This window comes from Streptococcus sp. oral taxon 064 (genome assembly GCF_001683375.1).
Classification (GTDB): domain Bacteria; phylum Bacillota; class Bacilli; order Lactobacillales; family Streptococcaceae; genus Streptococcus; species Streptococcus oralis_S.
The window spans coordinates 1,443,213-1,467,166 of record NZ_CP016207.1 but is presented as its reverse complement, the minus strand read 5'-3'; the positions used below and the strand labels follow the sequence as shown (position 1 = coordinate 1,467,166).

General features: G+C 41.6%; 23 protein-coding genes and 1 pseudogene. 2 read left to right on the top strand and 22 right to left on the bottom strand.

What is annotated here, in order from left to right:
* Positions 1-65 precede the first annotated feature (65 nt).
* Positions 66-1,721 (top strand): Rqc2 family fibronectin-binding protein PavA, encoded by a 1,656-nt coding sequence (gene pavA / locus AXF18_RS07175; RefSeq protein WP_049500855.1) that lies wholly within the window; start codon positions 66-68, stop codon positions 1,719-1,721.
* A 32-nt stretch (positions 1,722-1,753) separates the two neighbouring features.
* On the opposite strand, the gene deoD is transcribed toward pavA, so the two are convergent.
* The 9 genes from deoD to AXF18_RS07130 all read right to left on the bottom strand — a co-directional run bounded on the left by deoD (position 1,754) and on the right by AXF18_RS07130 (position 9,848).
* On the bottom strand, positions 1,754-2,464 hold the full coding sequence (deoD, locus tag AXF18_RS07170) for a purine-nucleoside phosphorylase (RefSeq protein WP_065371731.1): 711 nt from the start codon (positions 2,462-2,464) through the stop codon (positions 1,754-1,756).
* A gap of 472 nt (positions 2,465-2,936) precedes the next feature.
* The gene (locus AXF18_RS07165) at positions 2,937-3,647 is read right to left on the bottom strand and encodes a type 1 glutamine amidotransferase (protein WP_065371730.1); all 711 of its coding nucleotides are present in this window, start codon (positions 3,645-3,647) and stop codon (positions 2,937-2,939) included.
* A 4-nt stretch (positions 3,648-3,651) separates the two neighbouring features.
* The gene (locus tag AXF18_RS07160) at positions 3,652-4,461 is read right to left on the bottom strand and encodes a purine-nucleoside phosphorylase (RefSeq protein ID WP_049500398.1); all 810 of its coding nucleotides are present in this window, start codon (positions 4,459-4,461) and stop codon (positions 3,652-3,654) included.
* On the bottom strand, positions 4,458-5,018 hold the full coding sequence (locus AXF18_RS07155; protein ID WP_049500400.1) for a DUF1697 domain-containing protein: 561 nt from the start codon (positions 5,016-5,018) through the stop codon (positions 4,458-4,460). The genes AXF18_RS07160 and AXF18_RS07155 overlap by 4 nt, the downstream gene beginning before the upstream one ends.
* 1 nt (position 5,019) lies before the next feature.
* Positions 5,020-6,231, bottom strand: coding sequence for a phosphopentomutase (locus AXF18_RS07150; RefSeq protein WP_049500403.1), 1,212 nt, complete (start codon positions 6,229-6,231; stop codon positions 5,020-5,022).
* A 23-nt stretch (positions 6,232-6,254) separates the two neighbouring features.
* A complete protein-coding gene (gene rpiA / locus AXF18_RS07145; protein WP_000429269.1) occupies positions 6,255-6,938 on the bottom strand; it encodes a ribose-5-phosphate isomerase RpiA in 684 nt (227 codons plus the stop codon).
* Between the two features lie 105 nt (positions 6,939-7,043).
* Positions 7,044-7,973: a peptidase U32 family protein gene (locus AXF18_RS07140; protein WP_000411170.1), complete on the bottom strand. Its 930-nt coding sequence runs from the start codon at positions 7,971-7,973 to the stop codon at positions 7,044-7,046.
* A gap of 125 nt (positions 7,974-8,098) precedes the next feature.
* Positions 8,099-8,779: an ABC transporter ATP-binding protein gene (locus AXF18_RS07135; RefSeq protein ID WP_000209231.1), complete on the bottom strand. Its 681-nt coding sequence runs from the start codon at positions 8,777-8,779 to the stop codon at positions 8,099-8,101.
* 13 nt (positions 8,780-8,792) lie between these two features.
* Positions 8,793-9,848 (bottom strand): ABC transporter permease, encoded by a 1,056-nt coding sequence (locus tag AXF18_RS07130; protein ID WP_065371729.1) that lies wholly within the window; start codon positions 9,846-9,848, stop codon positions 8,793-8,795.
* A 384-nt stretch (positions 9,849-10,232) separates the two neighbouring features.
* Here AXF18_RS07130 and AXF18_RS07125 point away from each other — a divergent pair, with 384 nt between their 5' ends.
* Entirely contained in the window at positions 10,233-10,517 is a 285-nt protein-coding gene (locus AXF18_RS07125) for a DUF3270 domain-containing protein (protein ID WP_001276159.1), read from the top strand.
* 64 nt (positions 10,518-10,581) lie between these two features.
* Here the strand turns inward: AXF18_RS07125 and AXF18_RS07120 are convergent, their stop codons facing one another.
* From AXF18_RS07120 to AXF18_RS07060, 13 genes and pseudogenes are all read right to left on the bottom strand, one after another.
* Positions 10,582-11,919 carry a cell wall metabolism sensor histidine kinase WalK gene (locus tag AXF18_RS07120; RefSeq protein ID WP_065371728.1) on the bottom strand — a complete coding sequence of 446 codons (1,338 nt, stop codon included), beginning with the start codon at positions 11,917-11,919 and terminating at the stop codon, positions 10,582-10,584.
* Positions 11,909-12,583, bottom strand: a complete 675-nt coding sequence (ciaR, locus tag AXF18_RS07115) for a two-component system response regulator CiaR (RefSeq protein ID WP_000590630.1) — start codon at positions 12,581-12,583, stop codon at positions 11,909-11,911. The genes AXF18_RS07120 and ciaR overlap by 11 nt, the downstream gene beginning before the upstream one ends.
* Positions 12,584-12,689: 106 nt before the next feature.
* Positions 12,690-15,236, bottom strand: coding sequence for a M1 family metallopeptidase (locus AXF18_RS07110; protein WP_001149146.1), 2,547 nt, complete (start codon positions 15,234-15,236; stop codon positions 12,690-12,692).
* A gap of 120 nt (positions 15,237-15,356) precedes the next feature.
* Positions 15,357-15,797: an ASCH domain-containing protein gene (locus tag AXF18_RS07105; RefSeq protein WP_000188817.1), complete on the bottom strand. Its 441-nt coding sequence runs from the start codon at positions 15,795-15,797 to the stop codon at positions 15,357-15,359.
* Positions 15,794-16,642: a putative PEP-binding protein gene (locus AXF18_RS07100; protein ID WP_002880722.1), complete on the bottom strand. Its 849-nt coding sequence runs from the start codon at positions 16,640-16,642 to the stop codon at positions 15,794-15,796. Before AXF18_RS07100 ends, AXF18_RS07105 begins: the two co-directional genes overlap by 4 nt.
* A complete protein-coding gene (locus AXF18_RS07095; RefSeq protein ID WP_000403335.1) occupies positions 16,620-17,120 on the bottom strand; it encodes an NUDIX hydrolase in 501 nt (166 codons plus the stop codon). The genes AXF18_RS07100 and AXF18_RS07095 overlap by 23 nt, the downstream gene beginning before the upstream one ends.
* Before the next feature lie 10 nt (positions 17,121-17,130).
* Complete coding sequence (locus AXF18_RS07090) at positions 17,131-17,829, bottom strand: 3-oxoacyl-ACP reductase (RefSeq protein ID WP_000198460.1); 699 nt, start codon at positions 17,827-17,829, stop codon at positions 17,131-17,133.
* Positions 17,822-18,058 (bottom strand): annotated as a pseudogene (locus AXF18_RS07085) (DUF2829 domain-containing protein). The gene AXF18_RS07090 and the pseudogene AXF18_RS07085 overlap by 8 nt, the downstream one beginning before the upstream one ends.
* 113 nt (positions 18,059-18,171) lie before the next feature.
* Positions 18,172-18,987, bottom strand: a complete 816-nt coding sequence (locus tag AXF18_RS07080) for a hypothetical protein (RefSeq protein ID WP_000749424.1) — start codon at positions 18,985-18,987, stop codon at positions 18,172-18,174.
* A 148-nt stretch (positions 18,988-19,135) separates the two neighbouring features.
* Positions 19,136-21,388: a glucosaminidase domain-containing protein gene (locus AXF18_RS07075; RefSeq protein ID WP_000832914.1), complete on the bottom strand. Its 2,253-nt coding sequence runs from the start codon at positions 21,386-21,388 to the stop codon at positions 19,136-19,138.
* 110 nt (positions 21,389-21,498) lie between these two features.
* On the bottom strand, positions 21,499-22,485 hold the full coding sequence (locus AXF18_RS07070) for a dihydroorotate dehydrogenase (RefSeq protein ID WP_161800215.1): 987 nt from the start codon (positions 22,483-22,485) through the stop codon (positions 21,499-21,501).
* Positions 22,448-23,248 (bottom strand): dihydroorotate dehydrogenase electron transfer subunit, encoded by an 801-nt coding sequence (locus AXF18_RS07065; protein WP_001070095.1) that lies wholly within the window; start codon positions 23,246-23,248, stop codon positions 22,448-22,450. The genes AXF18_RS07070 and AXF18_RS07065 overlap by 38 nt, the downstream gene beginning before the upstream one ends.
* 246 nt (positions 23,249-23,494) lie before the next feature.
* Positions 23,495-23,875 (bottom strand): VOC family protein, encoded by a 381-nt coding sequence (locus AXF18_RS07060; RefSeq protein WP_065371727.1) that lies wholly within the window; start codon positions 23,873-23,875, stop codon positions 23,495-23,497.
* Between the last annotated feature and the right edge of the window lie 79 nt (positions 23,876-23,954).

Below are 23,954 nucleotides of genomic sequence, written 5' to 3'. Positions count from 1 at the left end.
ATTTCCATGATTTTATTCTACCTTTTTGATATAATACTATGGAATACAATCACAAGGAGAGAACGATGTCATTTGACGGATTTTTTTTACACCACATGGTTGAGGAATTGCGAAGCGAGTTGGTCAATGGTCGCATTCAGAAAATCAATCAACCTTTTGAACAAGAGTTGGTCTTGCAAATCCGCAGCAATCGCCAAAGCCATCGCCTGCTCCTCTCTGCTCATCCCGTTTTTGGTCGCATCCAGCTGACCCAAACAACTTTTGAAAATCCAGCCCAACCTTCGACTTTTATCATGGTTTTGAGAAAGTATTTACAAGGCGCCCTGATTGAGTCGATTGAGCAAGTGGAAAACGACCGTATCGTGGAAATTACCGTTTCCAATAAAAACGAGATTGGAGACCATATTCAGGCTACCTTGATTATCGAAATCATGGGCAAACACAGTAATATTCTCCTCGTAGATAAAAGTAGCCATAAAATCCTCGAAGTCATCAAACACGTCGGCTTTTCACAAAATAGCTACCGCACCTTACTTCCAGGATCTACCTATATCGCTCCGCCGAGTACCGAGTCTCTCAATCCATTTACTGTCAAGGATGAAAAACTCTTTGAAATCCTACAAACACAGGAACTAACAGCAAAAAATCTTCAAAGTCTCTTTCATGGTCTAGGACGTGATACGGCAAATGAATTGGAAAACATTCTTGTCAGTGATAAACTGTCTACTTTCCGAAACTTCTTCGGGCAAGAAACCAATCCATGCTTAACAGAGACTTCCTTCAGCCCAGTTCCTTTTGTAAATCAGGTGGGAGAGCCTTTTGCCAGCCTTTCTGACTTGCTGGACACCTACTATAAGGACAAGGCTGAACGGGACCGTGTCAAACAGCAAGCCAGTGAGCTCATTCGTCGTGTTGAAAATGAACTTCAGAAAAATCGACATAAGCTTAAAAAACAAGAAAAAGAGTTACTAGCGACAGACAATGCTGAAGAATTTCGCCAAAAAGGAGAATTGTTGACAACCTTCCTCCACCAAGTTCCGAATGACCAAGATCAGGTTACCTTGGACAACTACTACACCAACCAACCTATCACCATTGCTCTTGATAAGGCACTAACTCCTAGTCAGAATGCCCAACGCTACTTTAAACGCTACCAGAAACTCAAAGAAGCTGTCAAATACCTGACTGAGTTGATTGAAGAAACCAAGGCAACCATTCTCTATCTGGAAAGTGTTGAGACTGTTCTCAACCAAGCTGGGCTGGAGGAAATCGCTGAAATCCGTGAAGAATTGATCCAAACAGGCTTTATTAGAAGACGCCAACGCGAGAAAATTCAGAAACGCAAAAAACCAGAACAGTATCTGGCGAGCGATGGCAAGACCATCATCTATGTCGGACGAAACAACCTGCAAAATGAGGAATTGACCTTTAAAATGGCCCGCAAGGAGGAACTTTGGTTCCATGCCAAGGACATCCCTGGAAGCCATGTCGTCATCTCAGGAAATCTTAATCCTTCTGATGAAGTCAAGACAGATGCGGCCGAACTAGCTGCCTACTTCTCCAAAGGGCGTTTGTCAAATCTCGTGCAGGTGGATATGATTGAAGTGAAAAAACTCAACAAACCAACTGGTGGAAAACCTGGCTTTGTAACCTACACAGGACAAAAGACCCTCCGCGTTACACCAGACCCAGAAAAAATCGCATCTATGAAAAAATCCTGATTCCACTTGAAATCAGGATTTTCTTTTACAATTTACTCTGCAATTAAGGTTTCCAAGCCGACCTTCATCATATCAGTGAAGGTGTTTTGGCGTTCTTCTGCAGTGGTGTCTTCATCTGGATTGACCAAGGTATCAGAAATGGTCATGATAGCAAGTGCATCGACGTGGTGTTGGGCAGCCAAGTAGTAAAGGGCTGCTGCTTCCATTTCGACAGCTTTAACTCCCCATTTACCAAGTTCGATGTTCTTTTCAAAGTAGTTTGAATAAAAGACATCTGATGACAAAACGTTCCCAACGTGGGTGGTCATACCTAGTTCTTTGGCGATATGGTAGGCCTTGTCTAGCAAGTCAAAACTAGCAATTTGTGGGAAATCATACTGTGGCCAGTCGTTGCGGATGATGTTTGAGTTGGTTGCAGCTGCTTGCGCCAAAACCAATTCACGGACGTGGACATCTTCATTCAAAGAACCAGCAGTTCCCACACGGATCAATTTTTTCACACCGTAGTCCACAATCAACTCACGCGCATAAATCGAAATGGACGGCATCCCCATCCCAGTTCCCATGACCGATACACGGTGCCCTTTGTAAGTACCAGTGTAACCAAACATGTTACGCACTTCATTAAAACAAACAGCATCTTCAAGGAAGTTTTCCGCAATAAATTTCGCACGAAGAGGATCCCCAGGAAGAAGAATTTTATCAGCAATTTCACCCTGCTGAGCAGCAATATGGATAGACATAATATAAGATACCAAACCCGTCAAAAAGCGAAGGGAAAATAGGAGTTGGGCGCAGTGAGCGATGCTCGCTAGACCAACTATCTTTTTCCCACTGCTTTTAGGGTGGGTTCAATTCCTTTCTTTCTTAATTTTGATGATAAATAGGAGAATAGCTCGGGTTCAATTCAAAACCAAACTACCCTACCTTTCAATGTTTTAGAAAAGTTTTCCGCTCGGGTTCAAATCTGAACACCTTACTCTACCTTTCTTTTTGTATATTTAGGATAGCGACAGAGAACAAAGTAAAAATAGGAAACTGACGACGCATCGCAGATGCTAGACAGTTTATCTTTTTTACACAGTTCTCCGCCCGTATTCAGTTCAACAAATACGGTTTACCCATCCTTTCTTTCTTGATTTTAAAATTAAATATTTCACAGAACAATTAGCCCGAGTTTGACTATAACTCAGATACTCTGCCTTTCTGTAATTCCTAGTTTACCAATGAATCTAAAAATACATACAGTTTTGCATTCATTTCAGAATAATCGTTTCCACGTAATTCTTCTGGTGTTTGAACAAAAGGCAACTTTTCACTTTGCTCTCTTAATTTCTCCTCACCATCCGCAGCAATCAATAACTCTATTGCGTCTGGATCAAATTCCAAATGAGCCTGAAAGGCATAATGTTTTGGACTGAAACGAATAATCTGACGTGGACAACCTTGACTGGTCGCAAGAACAACAGCATCCTCTGTCAGCCCTGGCATATCACCATGCCAGTGGCCGGTTTCTATGTTTTTTCCGAACAAGCTGACATGAGGATCTGTTAGACCTTGCATCGTCAATGTCACAGGATAAACGCCGATCTCGCGCTCTGGACTATGTTCATACTTCGCACCATAGGCAACAGACAGGAGTTGCGCACCAAGACAGACACCAACAATATAAATATCTGCAGCAATCGCTTCTTTCATAAAAGCAAGCTCAGCCTTTGGATCATAGTATGGGAAGTTTTCTCTATCCTCATCAGGTGATTGAGGACCACCCATGACAATCAGAAAATTAATCCCGTCAATTGTTTCAGGAAGAGGTTCTTTTTCATAAACCTTTGTTGATGTAATTTGATGACCTCGTTCTAGAGCCCATTTTAGATATGCGCCTGGAACCTCAAATGTCTCATGTAAAATAAAGTGAACTCTCATGACATTACAATTCAGCAAGAATCGCTTTAAGCAAGCCTTTGAAGTCGCCTTTAACACGCTCTGTCACTTCCACAACTTCCTCGTGGTTGAGTTCTTCTTGGAAACCAGCAGCATGGTTCGTAATACATGAAATACCGAGAACTTTCAAGCCCGAGTGAGCTGCCACAATAACTTCAGGAACTGTAGACATACCAACTGCATCTGCTCCCAATGTCTTATAGGCACGAATCTCTGCTGGGGTTTCATAAGTCGGACCTGTTACACCAATATAGACACCTTCATCAAGCTTGATACCGAGTTTTTTAGCCACTTCATGGGCAGTAGCACGGTATTCTGGAGTGTAGGCTTTAGACATATCTGGGAAACGTGGACCAAAATCATCCAAGTTTTCACCCATCAATGGGTTTTCCCCCGTCATATTGATATGGTCTGAGATAGCCATCAAGGTACCAGGACCAAATCCAATACCTCCAGCTGCATTGGTTACAATGACACCTTCACATCCGAGTACTTTCATTACACGTACTGGGAAAGTCACGACTTCAAGAGGATTTCCCTCGTAGAAATGGAAGCGTCCTTGAAGAGCCAAGACCTTGCGCCCTGCAAGTTCACCATATACCAATTTACCAGCGTGCCCAACTACTGTAGAGCGGCCCCAGTTTGGAATGTCTGCATAGTCTACTACAACTGGATTTTCGATTTCTTCTGCCAATTCTCCAAGTCCTGATCCAAGGATTAAACCAAACTCAGGTGCTTGGATTCCCTTGTCTTTCAGGAAAGCAGCTGTTTCCTTGATTTTATCTAAAAATGTCATTGTGTGTCTCCTTTATTATTTTTTAGCATTTGACCGATTTTGTCAAAGGTTTTTGCGTTGCGAATGGTGATGTTGCGGTAGAAAGGCATCTTGAGCAAGTACTTGTGATAGGCAGTTGCATAGTAGGATTTTTCAGAGAATTTCCCCCAGAAAATCCCAAGTCTTCCAAAATGAATCACTTCATCTTTCAGTTCCAAACTTTCAACTTTCTCGATGACTTGATCCACATCCAAGCCCTCCGTGTAAAAGAGGACGTCCTTTCGTGCCAAATCTTTGGTCCACCATTCAGGCAGATTTTCAAGTTCCTCTTCAAAGTCCTCAAGACTCAACAAGGAAAAGCTCTGAATAAATGGATAATGGATTTCAAAGAAAGCCTCTAACTTTTCAACCAATTGGGCTTTGGGAGCTGTCGAAGTAAAGAAAATGTTGCCACTGTTGATGTAGGTTTCAACCTTTTCCAGTCCCAACTCTGTCAGTTCTTGACGAAGTTGCGCCATGACAACTTTATTTTTCCCACCGACATTAATGCCCCTAACCAGTAAAGCATAGTGTGTCATCTTATACCAATTTATCTAAGAAACTTTCCCCAATCATGGCAGTTTCCACTCCAAAGTTATCCGCAACTGTTGCTGAGATATCTGCAAAATGTCCAACTGGAATGACACCATTTCCCTTAAAGCTAGGGCTGTAAGCTAAAAGTGGAATATATTCACGAGTGTGGTCTGTTCCTGCATAGGTTGGGTCATTTCCATGGTCAGCAGTAATCAAGAGAAGGTCATCCTCTCTCATAGCTGCGATAATTTCAGGCAAGCGCTCATCAAACTCATGCAAGCAATCACGGTAACCATGAGCATTGCGGCGGTGGCCGTAAAGGGCATCAAAGTCCACCAAGTTTGTGAAGGAGAATCCTTTTTCAAACCCAGCAAGTCCCATTGTCTTCAATAATGTATCAATTCCGTGGCTGTTTGACTTGTTGTGGCCCATGTCATGGTTAATACCCGCACCGTTAAAGATATCGTTTATTTTACCAACAGCGTACGTATCGATGCCAGCTTCGTTCAATTTATCCAAAACAGTCGGGGCAAATGGAGATACGGCCAAGTCACGACGATTTGCCGTACGAGTGAAGTTACCTGGTTCACCCACATAAGGACGAGCAATGATACGACCTAAAAGGGCTGGACGTTCAAGAGTAATCGAACGAGCATATTCACAGATACGGTACAATTCATCCAAAGGAATAATGTCTTCGTGGGCAGCAATCTGCAAAACAGGGTCAGCTGAAGTATAGATAATCAACTCCCCAGTTTCCATCTGACGTGGTCCAAAATCATCGATAACAGCTGTTCCTGAGTAAGGTTTGTTGGCTTCACGAATGACCTTACGTCCAGAAAATTCTTCGATTTTTGTCAGGATTTCTTCTGGGAATCCGTTCCAGAAAGTATCGAAAGGCTCAGTAATGTTGAGTCCCATGATTTCCCAGTGACCAGTCATGGTATCCTTACCAAGGGAAACTTCTTCCAATTTTGTTGCATAACCTGTTGGATTGCTTTCAGCTGGTACAGTCTTAAGCGGCGTTTCGCGAGGAATATTTCCTAGACCGATTTTAGCCATGTTTGGTACATTCAAACCAACGGTTTTTGAAATGTGTCCCAGTGTGTCAGAAGCTCCGTCTGGAACCCCTGCATTGACAAAGTTATTGGCATCTGGCGCAGCACCGATTCCTACAGAATCCAGTACCACCAAGTGAATACGATTAAATTTTGACATAATCTGTCTCCTTATTATTTTAGTTATCTTGCTTTTGTTGAAGTTAAAATCTGAACACCATCTCGTCCCGCTACGATGACCTTGTCCACCATTTGGTTGAACAAGCCATGCTCTACGACACCAACGACATGGTCCATTTCTTGCCCGAAAGTAATCGGATCTTCAATGACATCCAAGGCAAGATCAATGATAAAGTTCTGCATATCGGTCACAAAACGTTGGCCGTCTTTTTCACGGAAACTTGGTTTGTAGCCAGCTCGTTCAAACCGACGAAAGACCTGTTCTGCACCATACTGAACCACTTCTACTGGCAATTTAAAAGCACCTAGTTTCTCTACTAGTTTGCTTTCATCTACCACCCAAATGTATTCTTTTGAGGGCGTTGCCACAACCTTCTCCATCAGAAGGGCACCACCACCGCCTTTGATTCCGTTAAACTGGCTATCTACTTCATCCGCCCCATCAACCGTCACATCGACAAAGTCTACTTGATCAATTGACTTGAGCGGGATGTTAAGACCTTCAGCCTGTTTACTAGTCACACTGGAAGTTGTCACAGCAGTAATCTGCAAACCTTCTTCCTTAATCCGACGACCGATTTCTTCTACGAAATAGTAGGCAGTAGAGCCCGTTCCAAGTCCGACTACCATGCCATCCTTGACAAACTCAGCAGCCTTGATACCTGCCATTTTCTTCAGATTTTCCACTCAAACACCTCCATTAAAGAGCTATTTTTATTATAACATGTATCCGTTTTTATTTCATGGATACACTGGAAAAACCCGAACATTTTTATTTCGGGTTTTGGTGTCCTATTTAACCATATCAGGATCGTAATCATAGAATCCTGTGTCGAGGAAACGGTTTTTAGGGTGTAACTTGCGCACTTCCTCATCTAACAAGAAAGCTTGGTCATGGCTGAAATTCCCCTCTTGAATCAAGCTACGTGCTTGGATAAAGAGTTTAGCAATTTCTACAAAATTCTGACCAGGTGTGTAGAGCCCCTCTAGCTTCCAGTGAGTAAAGCCGTGCTCGACCAATTCTGTCAATTTGGTCATCAAATCAAGGTCATTGTTGGCAAAGATGTGAGTACCATGATTGTCTTCAAAGATAGAATAATGGCTCTCAGGGTCACTCGGTTCTGCTAAGAAGAGGTCACGTTTACGTGTCTTTTCATCATCGATGTGCGTGAAGTTATAGTAGTTTTGCAAGAGCGGACGCTTAGAATGGTGAATGACACTAGCCCCATAAACCAATACTTCAGCAGGAATTTCCAAAATCTCTGGCATCTTGAAGAGTTCAGCAGATGGAATTTCACGCGCCAAAACCGCCTCAGAGGCGCCAGCCTTTTGACCCCAGAAGTTAATCTGACGACTGCTTGTTACCATGGTTGAAGCATCATAAATGGTCTTAAAGGAATAACCATCGCGATTGACAACGTAAAAGACACCTGCATCCCCAACAGTAATATAGTCTGTCTTGATTTCTTCCAAGAAGTCTAGGAAAGGCTTGATACGGTCCATCATATCTTGGTGCATGAGGGCATTAACCGAAACAATCAATTCTTTGCCAGCTTCATGAACCAACTTAGCAATCTCACGCAATTGGTCATGACTAAAAGTCGTTGGCAGACGAAGGCCAAAATCTTTCTCACCGACATAGATACGGTCTACGCCAGCTTCGAGTAGTTGTTCAACTTGTTCAATACTTTCAGCAGTTGCTGTAATGATAATCTTTTCCATAAGGAAGATTATACCACATTTCTCAAAAATCAGCTATGGTTACTGAGAGTTTCACAAAAAGTTAAACTTGTTTCTATCTTTTCCAATCAAAAAAGTGAACAGTAACTTGTACCATTCACTCTATTTTATGCATGTGTTTCTTCAACTAGGTGGCCATCGTTCATGACATAAATACGATCAACCTTATCAAGAAGACGAGTATCGTGCGTAATCATAACAACTCCTCTACCTTGTTCATGGGCAATGGCAGCCAGCATCTCCGTTACTTGGTAAGCACGCTCAGTGTCAAGACTGGCTGTCGGCTCATCTGCAAGCACAATGCTTGGATTGTTATAGAGCGCTCTAGCAATCGCGGCACGTTGACGTTCACCACCCGATAGAGCTTTGGGATAATGATTTTGAACTTTTTCCAAATCCAACAAGTCAAACAGCTCTTTTCGGTCACTTTTACTATTTTTCCCCTTATCTAGTCTGTCTATCAAATCTAGCTGTTCCTTGACCGTTAGAAAAGGAATTAAGTTTGAAGCCTGGAGAATGAAACCAAACTCTCTAAAACGGAGATCTGTTTTTTCCTTCTCCGTTAAACTGCCTGTTTCCTTCCCCTTGACTAGAATCTTTCCACTCGATGCCTCCTGAAGTTGTCCTAGAGTTGTTAGAAAGGTCGTCTTTCCAGATCCTGAAGGTCCAACGATAGCTACGAACTCTCCCGCATTTAGCTGAAAATTCGTCTCATGCAAGGCTACGACTTTCATCTTTCCTTCCCCGTAAGTTTTTGTCACTTGATTCATTTCTATCAATGTTGTCATACTATTCTCCTTATCACTCTGCAATCGCAGTAATCGGGTCCACCTTTAGCAAGCGTGGAAGTGAAATGACACCACCTAGAAGGGCCATCAAGCAAATTACCAAACTTAGGACAGAGTAGGCTATCCAACTTGGGTAGAAAAAGAAGGTAGCTGGTAAGACTAAAATCACTCCACCAATAGCAAGTAAGGCTAAAGCAATCCCCATACCAGCTAGGAGGAAGATTTGACAGAAAAGAGACCATACAATGATTTTGATCTGTATTCCTTGAGCTCGCATTATTCCATAAAGTCCTAGTTTTTGAATGGTAATGATATAAACAAAAATCCCCACAATCAAGCCTGTAATGACAATCATAGCAAGAATCATTCCTGAAAATACATTCACCTGAGGCGTGTAACCAGGAATTTTCGATATCATTTTTGGAATGGAAATCTGTTTCAATCCATCGCCAGACACTTCTATGTCATTTTTCAATACCAAGGCAGAGACGGAACGATTGGCTTTCAAGGTTCCTTGTAAGGTCCAATAAGTTGTCAGACTCGTAAAGACAACAGGCTCGGTGAAAAATTTATTTCCTTGAGTCAAGCCTACGATCTTGTAACTTATCTCGCTTCCATTGAGCTGAATGGCATCACCTAGCTTCATCCCATAGTTCTCAAAAGACTGATCCACGACAACCTCATCATCTCTTTCAGGATAACGACCCTCCGTCAAACTAGGAGAGATAGAAGAGTCCCAGTCTTGAGCAAAAATGGAAACATTGACCTTTTCACTACCATCGACTAGATTGGTCACAGCGAACATATAGCCCAATGGAGCAGCCTCTTTAGAATTCTTATCCTTGTAGTCCTTTTCAGGAATAAAAGATGCCGTCAAATTATCATTTGCGTAGTCGGATAAAACGACACCCGTTGCTTGCCAATTATCAATAGCGGCCCGGTTGTTTCGCACAAGACCGAGAGCTAGACTGGTCATAAAAAAGACCATAAAAGCGATAAGAAAAATGGTCGTTAAGATCAAACTATATCGAAGTTTGTTTCGTAATATCTCTTTGATAGCAAGATACATGCTTATCTCCTTTAACATTTCCCAGAGGTAGCAAAAAGCCACCCAGTCCAATAGACAGAATCTCTGTCCTTCCATCCATTCAAAACAACTCCTACCAATACTCTTCAAAAGTATCCAGGTAGCAACTCAACAAATCATCTTAGGAAAAAGCCTCAGCTTGCTATCAATTTATATAAGTTATCCTTTTCTTTCTCAGTATATTTATAATTAAGAAGGTCAGGTCATCTGTTTTAAGTGTAACATCCATGCTATCATTTTCCCCAGTGGGTGTCAAGAAGAGAGACTTAGAAGTTGATAAGAGACTTTAGTAGTTTTGTAACAATTCTGTAATAATTCTCTGCATAAAAAATGATAAAATAGTTATGTACTGTTAAGGAGAGAATCATGTCCGCAAGAAAACTAGAAGCTTATGAGTTTGAACAAGCTCCCGAATCAAAACAAACTCCGCTTTACCAAGATTACACACCTGAAGCCCCAGTCGGCCCTAACCTAAAAGAGATTTTATTTTTTGTAAATATCGCTTGTTTCTGTATTTTTATGGCACTTTTTAGTTTTATCTTTTTAGCTATAAAATTAAATACAGCTTTATCCTTTGTCGCTGCAATGGGTCTTAGTTTCGCCCTTTTACAACTTCAACGAAAGATAATGAAACGAAAATTTTCGAAATAAAGGTTGGTACTACTACCAACCTCTTTTCTAGTTATCAAAAAAGACAGTTCTCTAACTGTCTTTTTTATTTATTCTTACGTTTTGAAGGAGATTGAATAGCGATCTTAACTTCAAAAATTGTTCCTCTAGGTTTGTTATCTTTTACGCTAATCGTTCCTCGTAAGGCATCTACGATTTGCTTGGCCAAGGATAGTCCAAGACCAAAGCCACCTTTCTGACGAGTTCTTGCCTTGTCTACACGATAAAAACGGTCAAAGATTTTCTTCTTGTCAGCAGCTGAGATTCCAATTCCGTTATCCGTTACTGTTAGATAGAGGTGACGATCTGTAGCATGGACTATAAACTCAATTTTCCCATCTTCTTCAGTATACTTGATGGCATTGTCAAATAAGATGGTCATGAGCTGTTTTAGGAGCAACTGATCGGTCATAAAGGGACGATAAATCCGATTTTCATACTCAAAAATACGATCATTTTCAGAAGCAATCAACTCATAGTTAGCAAAGGTCGTCTTAAAGAACTGTGGTGATACTTCTGCTATTTCTGGTTTAATTCCATCATCGCGACGTGCAAGGTTGAGAAGATTGGTCGTGAGGAAGCGCATGTTGCGAACTTCTTCAAGACTGGAAGCGATACTTTCGCTGGATTCCATAATCGTTGCCTCTGGTTTTCGAAAGAGATTTTCTAAACGATTTTGTAAAACGGCCAAAGGCGTTCTCAGTTCGTGACTCGCATTTTCAACAAAGGACTTCTGCTTTTGCATACTTTCCAGCAAGGGTTTGACACTGACACGTGCCAGATAAACACTGGCAATTAAAGACAGGAGCCAGAAACTAGCCATGACTACAACAATTAAATGCTCGTGGTTTTGGCTGATTTGCTCGAGCTGGCTGGTATTGATTAAAACCGCAGCATATTTGACGTTACTTGAGACGGAAGATGAGTTGGTTTCCATCAAAATCATCCGATAGGTTTCTTCCTGACCATAGCTATTGACAACTTGGATTTGGCGAATGTGATTCAACTCCTTTTTGTCCAGCTTGATCTTGTCCAAACCTAAAAAGCGATTGCCCAGTAAGAGCTGATTAAAATCCTTGTCAAAGAGCAAGACTTCCGTATTGGAGCTGACATTGGGCTTGTTTTCAGCCTTGTTGGCATCCGCTGTTGCTGGTTGAATATCCTTAACCTCTTCAGTTGCCCGATTCAGGGCTAACTGGATAACCGCTTGGGGACTGCTACTAAGGGCTTGGAGTTTTTCATCTACAGAAGTGTAGAGACTCGAGTGCATGACCTGGAGGATAATCAAGGTCATAGCAGAGAAGATCAGGGTGAACACTCCAAAGTTTCGAATGAAATAGCTGAAATCATCCGCATACCATGTTTTTTTTAGTTTATTGAACATCTTTTAAAATATACCCGACACTACGCAAGGTTTGAAGATTTTCAGCAAAGGCTGTTCCCTTCAATTTCTTACGAACTTTTGAGACATAGACTTCTACAACGGAAATCGTCGTATCGCTATCAAATCCCCATAGACGGTCAAAAATTTGCGTCTTAGGAAGAATAACATTTTGATTTTGAAGGAAGTAAACCAATAATTCAAACTCTTTTCCGAGTAGTTCCACAGGAGTGTCTTCCACCTTCACTTCATTCGTTGAAAGGTTGACGACAATATCTCCATAGGTCAAGGTGTTTTCGTTAAACTTACCTGAACGTTTGAGAAGGGCTTGGATTCGCATTTTGAGTTCTTCAAGGTAGAAAGGTTTGGTGAGGTAGTCATCCGCTCCAAGCTCAAAACCGTGTCCCTTGTCATCCAAACTCTCTTTGGCAGTCATGATAAGGACTGGTGTCGTGATTCCTTTTTCACGCAATTCTTTCAAGACTTGGAACCCATTTTTTTCCGGCAACATCAGGTCAAGCAAAATCAAGTCATAAACGCCACTTTCAGCTTCGTAGAGACCTTCTTCTCCATCAAAGACCTGCATGACATCTGCAAAATCATCCAAAAAGTCAAATACTGAGTTTGACAGACCCAGGTCATCTTCTACTAATAAGATTTTTATCATCAGAAACTCCTCCTTCTTATGATTATTATACCAAAATTGCCTTAAAAAAAACTCAACTCTCTCTTCTTTTCAGATAGAAAGTTGAGTTTTTGTTTACATAAACGAATTAAGCTTTAGCATATTGGGCTACAACAGCTTCTACTGCAGCTTTTTCACGCTTAATCAAGTCAACACGCGCTGCGATATCCTTGATCCCCATGCGGATATTACGGCTAAGAGCTAGGTCAGAAAGTTGTGGTTCAAAGAATTCCTTGTACTCTGCCAAGCGTTGCTCTGTTTTAAAGATATGTGATGGGAAGATGACAAAGCTGTCAAAGCTCATGTCGCCACCAAGAGCTGCCTTGATCCAATCCCAGTTTTCGCGCGCCCATACCCAAACAGTCTCTTGAGTTGCTTGGTGTCCGAGGAATTGGAGGTACCATGAAGAAAGGTCTTGAGGTTTGACCACAAATTTGTCCTTCCATGAACTAATCAAGGTTTGGATATTGTCAGCATCTGTACTGTAGGCTAGAGCAGCTGCCAACTGGCGTTTGAAGACCGCATCCGTCGCATGAGTGTAGAGGTCCAGATAAGTTGCGACCAAGTCCTTGGTCTCATGGTGTTTCATCTCATTGATGAGAACTTGTGCACGGATGGCTGCTGGAAGTCCTGCAAGGTTCTCCTTATGAGCTGCAAAGATTTGACTAGCGACTTGACTAGCTTCTGCATCATTGGAGCGAATCATCATAGAAACGGCCAGCTGACGAACCAATTCATCCTCATCTGATTCTCCGTCTTTAGCTTCAAAACCAAGACGGTCATAGTTATGACGAGCCAATTTAGCAACCAGACTGTTAAAGGCTTTCTCAGCTTCTGTACCTTCATCGATAAAGCGTTCAAGGGCAGCAATCACTTGAGAAACAGCTGAAACAACAAGGTAAGACTCTTCCTTAGCAAGTTTATCAAGGACTGGGAGCAAGTCAGCATAAGAAATGTGCCCTGCTTCAGCAAGCAGACGACGTTCTTGGACGATTTGCAGTTTGCTTGTGTTATCAAGTGACTCTAGCTCAGCAAGAACAGCATCTAACAAGTCTCCTTGATAGTCTGTAATGTAGTGGGCTGTATTTTCAGTGTTAAGGCGAAGTGCTCCTTTATTTTCAGCAAGAAGAGCGGCGTAGCCAGGAATTTCGATACTTTCAGTTTCAAGTGTATCTGGTAGACCTTTCCAGTTGCTGTTGAGTGGCACTACCCAGAGGCGGTTCTTGTCTTCATGCTCACCGATAAAGAATTGTTTTTGTGAAATCTTCAAGACATCATTTTCAACTTTGACAGTGAGAACTGGGTAACCAGGTTGTTCCAACCAAGAGTCCATGAAGGCTGCAACATCACGACCTGATGCTTGTCCGAGAGCATTCCAAAGGTCACGACCGATGGTATTGCTGTACTGGTGTTTTTCAAAGTAGGCATGCAATCCTTTAGCGAAATCCGCATCACCTAGCCAACGACGAAGCATGTGCATGAGACGGCTTCCTTTAGCATAGACGATAGCGCCATCAAAGAGCGTATTGATTTCATCTGGGTGTTTGACTTCGACATGGACAGACTGAACGCCATCCGTCGCGTCACGTTTAAGCGCCGCTGGAACTCCACCTGTTTGGAAGTCTTCAAAGATATTCCAACTTGGCTCGATGGCATCCACACAGACGTATTCCATCATGTTTGCGAAGCTTTCATTAAGCCAAAGATCATCCCACCATTTCATAGTCACGAGGTTACCAAACCATTGGTGAGCCAACTCATGTGCCACAACAAGGGCAACTTGTTGTCGACTAGCAAAGGTTGAGTTCTCATCCACAACCAAGTAAACTTCACGATAAGTCACAAGACCCCAGTTTTCCATAGCACCTGCTGAGAAGTCAGGAAGGGCGATGTGAAGTGATTGAGGGATTGGGTACTTAACTCCGTAGTAATCTTCATAAAACTCGATAGAGCGAACGGCGATGTCCAGTGAGAAATCAAGGTTGGATAATGGGTGAGCTTTGGTTGAGTAGACACCTACAAGGGTACCGTTTTTAGTTTTAGCGGTCACACCTTGCAAATCACCTGCTACAAAGGCCAACAAGTAAGAAGACATACGAGGTGTTGTCGCAAACTTCCAGATGCCTGTTTCCTTACGGTTTTCCACATCAATTTCTGGCATGTTTGACAAGGCCACTTCACCTTCTGCTTGGTCAAAACGTAGAGCGAGGTCAAAAGTCGCTTTTGCTTCTGGCTCATCCACACATGGGAAGGCTTCGCGCGCAAAATGGCTCTCGAACTGAGTAGACAAGACTTCCTTCTTGACTCCATCAACTGTGTAGTAAGAAGGGTAAATACCTGTCATGTTGTCTGTGATTTTTCCTGAAAAAGCGATGACTAATTCAACTTGACCAGCCTCAGCCAATTCGATATGAAGGGCTTCATTGTCATGGTCAACTGTAAATGGACGAGCTTGACCTGCAACTTCCACAGAAGTGATTTCCAAGTCTTTTTGGTGAAGGGAAATACGATCACTCTGTGCTTGACCAGTAATGGTTACCTTCCCGGAAAAGGTCTTGGTCTCACGACTCAAGTCTAAAAATAAATCATAATGTTCAGGAACAAATTGGGTAATAAAATGTTCAACTGCTTGCATAGTTTTCTCCTATTCTAAGTTTAAGAGTTTTACTCTTCTTCAAACAAACTTATTATATCATGTTTTGCTTTAGAAAAAAGGATTGGACGGTAATTTCCAAAACTTTCTTCCTTCTGCAGTCTACAGTGGGTAGACCTTGCGAAATTCTTCCAAAACGACCTTGCTGTCAGGCGTAAAAGGCAGCCCAGCTTCCCTCATCCACTCGGTGAAACAGTCTTCATGAACCTGACGCCAATAGGCTAAAGATTTGTCTCCCTCACCTTCCTTATAGGCATGGTCTGCAGAAACTTGATTGAAATGCTGAACGGAGACCTTAGTAATTTCGACAATGCAGACAGCCTGATTTTGACTGTCTAAAATGACATCGAAGGTCCCTTCTTGCGGAAGAGGTTCGTCCTCTATTGCGTAGAGGTCGTAGGCTGAGGCGGTTGCTGTCTTTTCGCCTTTTAAAACCAAACCTGCCAAGAGATCGCCTTCCACTCCAAAAGCCCAGGCATCTATCTCATCTCCAATCGAGGGGTTAATTTGCTTATACGCATTCCACATTTCTTGCGGTGTCATGGGTTGCTCCTTTGTAATTTTTTACTCACTTCTTTTACACGTTTGAGATGGTCTGGATGATCAATCTCTAAATTAAAAATCTCTGGAATAGAACTGTAGTGGATAATACACTTGATACCCATCTGATTCATTTTTTGTATGAAAGAAGCATTCAGATAGCCTGCTACAGCAAAGTCAATCTTTTTCATCCTTGCTTTATCCTGCATGTCTCTCAGCATATCTAACATTATTGGACTTTCCATATCATGCCATTGACTGTTTCTCACAGTCGCAAAAACAAAAGAAGTCAAATCATTCATTCCAACTATAATCTTTGAAATACCAGTTTCCAGTATCCTGTCCAAGTCAAAATATGCTGACGGTAATTCAATCATTGTACCGACTTTTCCAGTAAAACCATGCTCACGCAATACTCTAATAGCTTGTTTTAATTGGTCGGCATCATTGACAAAAGGAAAAATAACAGACAGATTAGGATTGGTTTGATAAACTTCTGTAACGACATGTGCCTCAGCCTGAAATTCATTCGGACACGCCAGCAAACGCCTTATCCCTCTATATCCAAACAAGGGATGATTTTCATCAAAATGCTCTTTAGTCCCCTCTAAACAATTAGCTTCTGTATTTGTTAACTCTGAAAAACGATACCAAACCTCTTCATCTGAGTACAAGGAGCAAATGGTATCTAGATAATCTTTTACAAATTGCTGACAACTTGGTAATAGGATGTTTTGATTAAGCTCTCTCAGTAAGTATTCTCCACGAATCATACCGACGTGGTGCAATAACTGAGGATACACTTTTTCAACAATTTGTTCTCCACTAAGGACAAGTTGGTTTCTCATCATTCACCTTCCAATTCATGTAAGAAGTCTTATCCAGTTCTGGAAATTCTAATAATTCAGACTTAACCTTCAAGACTAATGGTGATGCATTTTCTTCTGTGATTTTCTGAATATCCATCCAAACATATCCGAGTGAATCATTCGCACCATCAGAGACAGCTTCAGAAATCGTGACTTGAGCTTCCTTCTCGTTGACCTCAATATCATAAAATGCCATGATATGGTGAACCATAAAATTTTTTAACTCTTCCCTGACGAAAACATCGTAGATTCGAGGATTGGAGTAGCTTCTAACAGTATATCCCGTCTCTTCCATAACTTCTCTAATCAGCGTTTCCGTCAATCCTTCCCCAAGTTGCTGACTACCACCTGGTAAATCATAACGATGTTGATAAGGGCCCCTCGTTTTTTCAATGCAGAGTAACTTCCCATTTTCAAAGCAAACAGCATAGACTCCAAAGTGTTTTTTGATTTCCATCCAACTCCTCCTACTTCAAAGACCAGCCACCATCTATTGTCAAAATTTGTCCCTGCATGGCGCTCGCTTTTCCACTTGCTAAGAAAAGGCTAATTTCTGCTACTTCCTCTGGCTCAATCCAGCGCTTGATTGGCGTTTCACTAGCTACCCAGTCAGCTAAGCCACCTGGTTCAAAGTCCGCAGCGGTCATAGCTGTCTTGACTGCCCCTGGAGCAATCCCATAGACCTGAATACCTGCCTCTGCATAGTCTAGAGCCAACTGCTTGGTAAAGCCAACTAAGGCGTGCTTAGACGAGGTATAGGCGTGACCACCTCCGCCAGCTAGACTTGAAGCAATCGAACACATATTGATGATGATTCCTTTTTTATTTTCCAGCATTTGCGTCAAATAATAACGAGTCAACTCAACAGGAGTCATATAGTTGATTTCAAAAATCTCTTGAATTTCCTGGGCTGATTGTTCCAGTAAGGGTTTGTAAGCATCCAAAACTCCTGCAGTATTACATAAAACATCCACCTGAGGGCACCAGTCAAAAACAGGTTTCAAGTCTAAGATCAAATCTCTCTGTAAAAAGTGAAAATCACCCTCCAAGAGTGGATTTTCACCTTGGTCCACTCCATATACTTGATAGCCATTCTCTAAAAAGAGTCGAGCTTGAGCCAGACCAATCCCTGAACTCACTCCCGTAATCAATACACGTCTAGTCATGCACTTCTACCCAATCTGTCGCCAAAACATCACAAGGTGTCGGACTCCACATGGAAAAACCTTCTCCCTCCCCAGACACGTTGATTAGGAAATAAGGCGTCACTTCAAGTGCAACCCCGTTTTGCTCGATAGTGTCAAAAAGCTGAACATAGTTTTCAGCCCCTCCTCAACCAGTTCGTACATATTTTTTCTTGGCCTTTAATCCAGGCAGGATTTCTTCAAAAGTCATGATGTTCTCCTTCAATTCTACATTCTTCATTTAATTATAACAAAAAACCGTTTTCCAACGGCTTTTTGACTGTATCTTAGTTCAATAAAACAAATAGCTATCCAATTTTTTAATTATTTCAGTTCAATTAATTTATTGTAGATTTTCTCAGTCAGTTCTTTCTGTTGCGCTCCTGTTAAATGGTGCGAAGTGCGAATTAATATGGTTCCATAAACATAGTGGGATCCCGGATTTAAAGCAGTTCCATCAAAAGCACTAATATAAGTATTGCGCTTTTCTGCATCTTCTTTTGTCTTATAAACTTCTATATTTCCACCAGCATCATTACCTTTTTGAACAATATCTGAGCCTTCTACAGATTCATTCACTTGCTTGTCAACGAAATATACAGACGCTGTATATCCTCCTTGTTTATTTAATTTTTTATTAGGGTCATTATCCTCCGTAACAGATTGTACTCCAGTAATTGATTCAATTTCTTTGAGTCTTTCTTCAATAAAAGAACTAGAAGGATTTGTAATTTGTTTTAATTGAAGAATGCTATTTTGATAGTGAGTCAATTTTTCAGACAAATTCTTTTTTGTTTCACTATAATCTAATGGTTGACTTAATTCTTCAATTTGCTTCTCAATCTTAGCAGTCGCTTTCTCCATTTCTGGTTCTTTACGAAGTGAATCTTTGCTATCCTTTATAGTTGATTTCAATTCTTCCAATGTCTTAGAATCAAGAGGTTCTTCATTATTCTCAATAACCTTTTCAGCCTCAGCTATTTGATCTTCAACTTCTTTATTCTTTTCATTTAAATCCTTTACTACATCTTCAAACTTAGTTACAGCAGCTTGATGAGGCGCATAGGATAAGAAATAGTATCCTGTTGCCAAACCTAAAGCAATAAAAGTAATAAGCCCAACAATCATTGATTTCTTCATTTTAAACTCCTCAATTTATAAATAATCTCCTCTATATTTTAATATATTGTTTTAAATATTTCAAGTGTAAAAAGCTATAGAATCAACTTATTGCCAGATATACAAAAACGATAACCACTTTTCAGTAGTTATCGTTGATTTCTTTTGATTAGTCTTTCCAACCAAGTTTGCTGTTGATAGTCATCATGATGCTGGCTATCTTCTCACCCCAGTAAGGATCAGAAGCATAGCGAACATTCATCCCGGTTGCTTTATTTCCAAGGTGGTCTCTGCCATAGTCGATGTAGTTCTCACGGATCCACTTGGCCGCTCCGAGAATTCCTTTGTCCACATTATCAAAGCTCTTGGCTGAGAGATATGGGCTCGTATCATAAGCAGCAATACCAAAGAAGTTGTTCTTATCTCTGGCAATTTGACTACGTCCCCACGCACTTTCAAGAGCGCTATGTGCCATCAAGTAAAGGGCATTGACACCGTAGCGTTCCTCAGCTTCTTTGAAAGTCGCTCCTTTACCTGCTAGAGGACTATCCTGCAAGTTCATCATTGAATACAGTTTATCCAATTCAGCTGCACTATAATTACTTGGTTCTCTCAAGTTTTTATAGAGGAAAGGATTTTTAATGGTAAAGCCATCAAAATGCTCTCCATCAGTTGAGTAGTACTTCTTACCAATAACCATAGCAGAAGTGTGTGGAGCTACTTTGATACTCGTGTATGGAGAGAGTTCATGGTAAAGGAATTTCCCATCACTAGTATAATGAGGGATAAACTCGCTTCCTTCATCCACTGCTGTCAAATCACTTTGATTCATATAGCCAGACAAGCCAGAAATCGAAACTGCAAGTCGGCCACCTTTTCGCGTCAAGCTATCCAGTGAAACAATGCTTCCTTGGTTAATGTAACTTAAGATTTCTCCAGATGCACTATAGACATAGGCTGTGATGGGTTTAACTTTGTAATATTTGGTTTTATCCGCAACATGCCATCTACCAGAAGCATCCAAGGTATGGCCATCCACAGTTTCATTTTTTGCCATATAACCGCCTGATTTAAGGTAGTACCATGATTGGTCAGATGAATCGTAGATTAATTCTTTCTCAGCCATCTTTCCATTTGACTTGAGGTAGAACCAATTGTTCTTGTACCATACCCACTCACTCGCAGCCATATAACCACCAGATTTGAGATAGTAGTAACCATTATCCCAGAGCCATTCTTTATTGACATAATTTCCATCAGAGTTAATATAGAACCAAGAGTTATAATTCTTGTCAAAGAGCCAGCCCTTGCCTGCTTTTGCTCCACTGCTGGTCACATAACTACGGTCAATCCAAGTTTCCGTAGAGAGGTAGCCGCCTAATTTGAAATGGTAATCCTTGCCTTTGATGGTTTGCCAACCTTTTTCAGCATAGGTTCCGTCAGCTTTCAAGTAAAACCAAGAGTTATAATTCTTATCAAAGAGCCATTCCGATTTCAATTTAGCTCCACTTTTAGCAACATAGAAGCGGTCAATCCAGCGCTCGGTAGAAAGATAGCCACCTGATTTGAAATGGTAATCTTTTCCATCAATAGTTTGCCAGCCTTTTTCGGCATAGCTACCATCAGATTTCAAGTAAAACCAAGCATCATAATTCTTATCAAAGAGCCATTCCGATTTCAATTTGGCTCCACTCTTTGCAACATAGAAGCGGCCAATCCAGCGCTCGGTAGAAAGATAGCCTCCAAATTTGAAATGGTAGTCCTTTCCATCTATGGTTTGCCAGCCATTTTCAGCATAGGTACCATCTTGTTGAAGGTAGAACCAACTGCTATAGTTGTCATCATAAATCCAGGCTTGTTTAACCTTATGACCATTTTCTGACAAATAGGTCTTACCAAGCCAAGCATTTTTCAGCATTTTACCTTGTGAATTGATGTAGTACTGGTTCTCACCTTGAGTGATCCACTCATCTTTGGCCATTTTCCCGTCTTCTTTAAGGTAATATTTTTCCTGACCTTGTTGAATCCATTCGTTCTGAGCTTTCTGACCATCAGACTTGAGATAATACCAGGATTCTTGTTCCTGATTAAATACCCACTGTTCCTTGGCTTTAGCACCACTTTCAGTCACATAGTACTGCCCAACCCACGTTTTCGTAGCTAATTTTCCAGCTTCGTTAAAATAGTAATCCTTACCAGCAACAGTCAACCAGCCGTTCTCAGCACGATTTCCATCAGCTGTTAAATAAAACCAGGCCTGTTGCGTTTGATCATAGATCCATTGGTTGGTTGCTGGTTTCCCGTCTGCTTTGAGGTAGGTCTTTCCTTGCCAAGTTCCCTCTTCTGCTTTTGCTGTCTCCACTACAGTAAAAAAACACCCCAATAAGCCAACACTTACTAGGGCCACTTTCCATCGTTTCATTTAAATGCTCCAATAACGTTTTCTAAACCCTATTGTAACATAGTTAACCGACGGAAATATTACAAATTGATGAAGATTCTATTTCTTGTTGAAGATAAGGAGGACCTAGCTTATCTCAGACTAGCTTTGACTTCCTGACGGAGATCTTCCAAACTGCTAATGCCATATTTGTCCATGACTTTTGGTAGATGTTCGATGATATCAGGACAGGCATAAGGATTGGTAAAGTTGGCTGTTCCAACTCCGATAGCAGAGGCACCAGCCAGATACATTTCTAGCGCTGCTTCAGCCGAATCTACTCCTCCCATTCCAATGATGGGAAGGTCGGTTGTTTGGGCGACTTGGCGGATGAGTTTGAGGGCTACTGGAAAGACTGCTGGTCCAGACATTCCACCTGTTCCATTGGCTAGGATTGGTTTTCTTGTTTTGAGGTCAAAGCGCATACCGACTAGAGTATTGATCATGGTTAAGCCACTTGCTCCTGCATCTTCTGCGGCTTTGGCGATGGTGACAACATCCGTTACACTAGGGGTTAACTTGACATAAACTGGCACATCAGAGGCTTCCACAGCTGCCTTTACCACTTCATAAGCTAAGTCAGGATCTTGCCCAATCAAAAGTCCATGATTGCCATGATCCACATTCGGACAAGAGATATTGAGCTCGATAGCTTTTACATTGGCTGCCTTGGAAATCCCCTGAGAAACGGCAGCGTACTCTTGTTTTGAAAAGCCTGCTACATTGGCGATGATAGGAAGTGTTGGATATTCTCTTTCCAGCCAAGGCAACTTTTCAGCTAAAACAGCTTCTAAACCAGGATTTTGCAGACCGATTGCATTGAGCATACCTGCAGGCGTTTCTGCCACCCTGGGAGTAGGATTCCCAAAACGGGGTTCAAGTGTCGTTGCCTTGATCATAATAGAGCCCAAAAGGTCTAAATCATAGTACTTGGCATACTCCTGTCCAAAACCAAAACAGCCTGATGCTGGAATAATTGGATTTTTCAAATCCAAACCCGGTAGAGAAACTTGTAAACGATTTGTAATCATGACTTTCTCCTTATAATACAACTGTTCCTGTGCGGAAAACAGGGCCATCTTCACAGACACGTTGACTAATTGTCTCACTATCTGGCACTTTTAGGACACAGGCATAGCAAGCTCCCATCCCACAAGCCATACGAGATTCCAGAGATAGGTAGGCTCTTGGATGATCATAAAATCTTTGATTGATATACTTCATCATTCCAGGCGCTCCACAGGAGTAAACAGCATCAAATTGACTGTCTAACTCATTGATGACGACTGACACATTTCCCTTAATGCCATAAGAACCATCATCTGTCGTTACAAAGACCTGACCATATTGGGCCAATTCGGTTTCGAGAATCACAACATCCTTGTTGGCAAAACCGAGGACTGTCACTACTTTCACCCCACCCGCATGCAATTCCTTGGCCACCTCAAGCAAGGGTGGAACACCGATCCCACCACCAACGAGGAGAACTTGGCTCTGATTGCCTAAATCAGATAAGTCAAAACCATTTCCCTGAGGTCCCATCACATCAAGACTATCTCCCTGACTTAAGGTTGAAAAAATTGCGGTCCCAGCTCCCTCAATCCGATAAATGAGATGACACTGCTTATTTGCCTTGTCAATTGACGAAATTGAAATAGGACGGCGCAAGAGATGGGCATCATCAGGCACACGCAGATGAAGAAATTGGCCTGCTCGCATGGCTTCAACCATCTCCCCTTCTAGAACTAATTCAAAGATTGCTGGCGCAATTTCCTCTTGTGTGACCACCTTCATGGTTTCCAAACGAATAGCACCCAAACGTTTCTTACATGTGGGATTCATGACTTTTCCTCCTTAAATTTAAGGGGACCAGATAAAGAAAAGACCTTGCTAATGCAAGGCCTCAGTTGGGTTAGGCTAGAACTCATGCGCACACTTAAAAAGTCTCCACAGAGAGTCCCCTATCCCTTTTATCTGACACCTTGTAAGTCTCTCTGGACTCCCCTTAAAGGTTAAATTTGTATTAGTATACTCTTTCAAAGAAAAAAAGTCAAGCAGAAAACGAACATTCTACTTGACTTTACTGGATTATTTTTCACGAATGACTTCGACCTTGTAGCCATCAGGATCCTTGATAAAGTAATAGTTTGGTTGAGTTCCTGGAAGTCCATTAGGGGCTGTCACCTCATAGCCTTTGGCGCTATGTTCTTGATGTAGGGCCTCAAGGTCAGGTGTGCTGAGAGCGATATGGGCGAAGCCATCTCCTACCACATAAGGACCGTGATCATAGTTATAGGTCAACTCCAACTCATAGTCATCCCCCTGAAGTCCTAGATAGACAATGGTGAAAGCATGATCTGGAAAATCCTTGCGACGCAACTCTTTAAAACCAAAAGCATCTTGATAGAATGCAATTGATTTTTCAAGGTTTTCTACTCGCAAGCAAGTGTGTAACATTTTTGAAGCCATCTTCATTACCTCTTTCATTTGAATAGTTCTATTATACCTTTATTCAGGAAAATTTACTAGAAACTTGAACTAGAGTCCT

Coding starts and splice junctions, on each gene's coding strand:
- pavA (WP_049500855.1), top strand. CDS start 66: ATGTCATTTGACGGATTTTTTTTACACCACATGGTTGAGGAATTGCGA.
- deoD (WP_065371731.1), bottom strand. CDS start 2,464: ATGTCTATCCATATTGCTGCTCAGCAGGGTGAAATTGCTGATAAAATT.
- AXF18_RS07165 (WP_065371730.1), bottom strand. CDS start 3,647: ATGAGAGTTCACTTTATTTTACATGAGACATTTGAGGTTCCAGGCGCA.
- AXF18_RS07160 (WP_049500398.1), bottom strand. CDS start 4,461: ATGACATTTTTAGATAAAATCAAGGAAACAGCTGCTTTCCTGAAAGAC.
- AXF18_RS07155 (WP_049500400.1), bottom strand. CDS start 5,018: ATGACACACTATGCTTTACTGGTTAGGGGCATTAATGTCGGTGGGAAA.
- AXF18_RS07150 (WP_049500403.1), bottom strand. CDS start 6,231: ATGTCAAAATTTAATCGTATTCACTTGGTGGTACTGGATTCTGTAGGA.
- AXF18_RS07140 (WP_000411170.1), bottom strand. CDS start 7,973: ATGGAAAAGATTATCATTACAGCAACTGCTGAAAGTATTGAACAAGTT.
- AXF18_RS07135 (WP_000209231.1), bottom strand. CDS start 8,779: ATGACAACATTGATAGAAATGAATCAAGTGACAAAAACTTACGGGGAA.
- AXF18_RS07130 (WP_065371729.1), bottom strand. CDS start 9,848: ATGTATCTTGCTATCAAAGAGATATTACGAAACAAACTTCGATATAGT.
- AXF18_RS07125 (WP_001276159.1), top strand. CDS start 10,233: ATGTCCGCAAGAAAACTAGAAGCTTATGAGTTTGAACAAGCTCCCGAA.
- AXF18_RS07120 (WP_065371728.1), bottom strand. CDS start 11,919: ATGTTCAATAAACTAAAAAAAACATGGTATGCGGATGATTTCAGCTAT.
- ciaR (WP_000590630.1), bottom strand. CDS start 12,583: ATGATAAAAATCTTATTAGTAGAAGATGACCTGGGTCTGTCAAACTCA.
- AXF18_RS07110 (WP_001149146.1), bottom strand. CDS start 15,236: ATGCAAGCAGTTGAACATTTTATTACCCAATTTGTTCCTGAACATTAT.
- AXF18_RS07105 (WP_000188817.1), bottom strand. CDS start 15,797: ATGACACCGCAAGAAATGTGGAATGCGTATAAGCAAATTAACCCCTCG.
- AXF18_RS07100 (WP_002880722.1), bottom strand. CDS start 16,642: ATGAGAAACCAACTTGTCCTTAGTGGAGAACAAATTGTTGAAAAAGTG.
- AXF18_RS07095 (WP_000403335.1), bottom strand. CDS start 17,120: ATGGAAATCAAAAAACACTTTGGAGTCTATGCTGTTTGCTTTGAAAAT.
- AXF18_RS07090 (WP_000198460.1), bottom strand. CDS start 17,829: ATGACTAGACGTGTATTGATTACGGGAGTGAGTTCAGGGATTGGTCTG.
- AXF18_RS07080 (WP_000749424.1), bottom strand. CDS start 18,987: ATGAAGAAATCAATGATTGTTGGGCTTATTACTTTTATTGCTTTAGGT.
- AXF18_RS07075 (WP_000832914.1), bottom strand. CDS start 21,388: ATGAAACGATGGAAAGTGGCCCTAGTAAGTGTTGGCTTATTGGGGTGT.
- AXF18_RS07070 (WP_161800215.1), bottom strand. CDS start 22,485: ATGGCCCTGTTTTCCGCACAGGAACAGTTGTATTATAAGGAGAAAGTC.
- AXF18_RS07065 (WP_001070095.1), bottom strand. CDS start 23,248: ATGAATCCCACATGTAAGAAACGTTTGGGTGCTATTCGTTTGGAAACC.
- AXF18_RS07060 (WP_065371727.1), bottom strand. CDS start 23,875: ATGGCTTCAAAAATGTTACACACTTGCTTGCGAGTAGAAAACCTTGAA.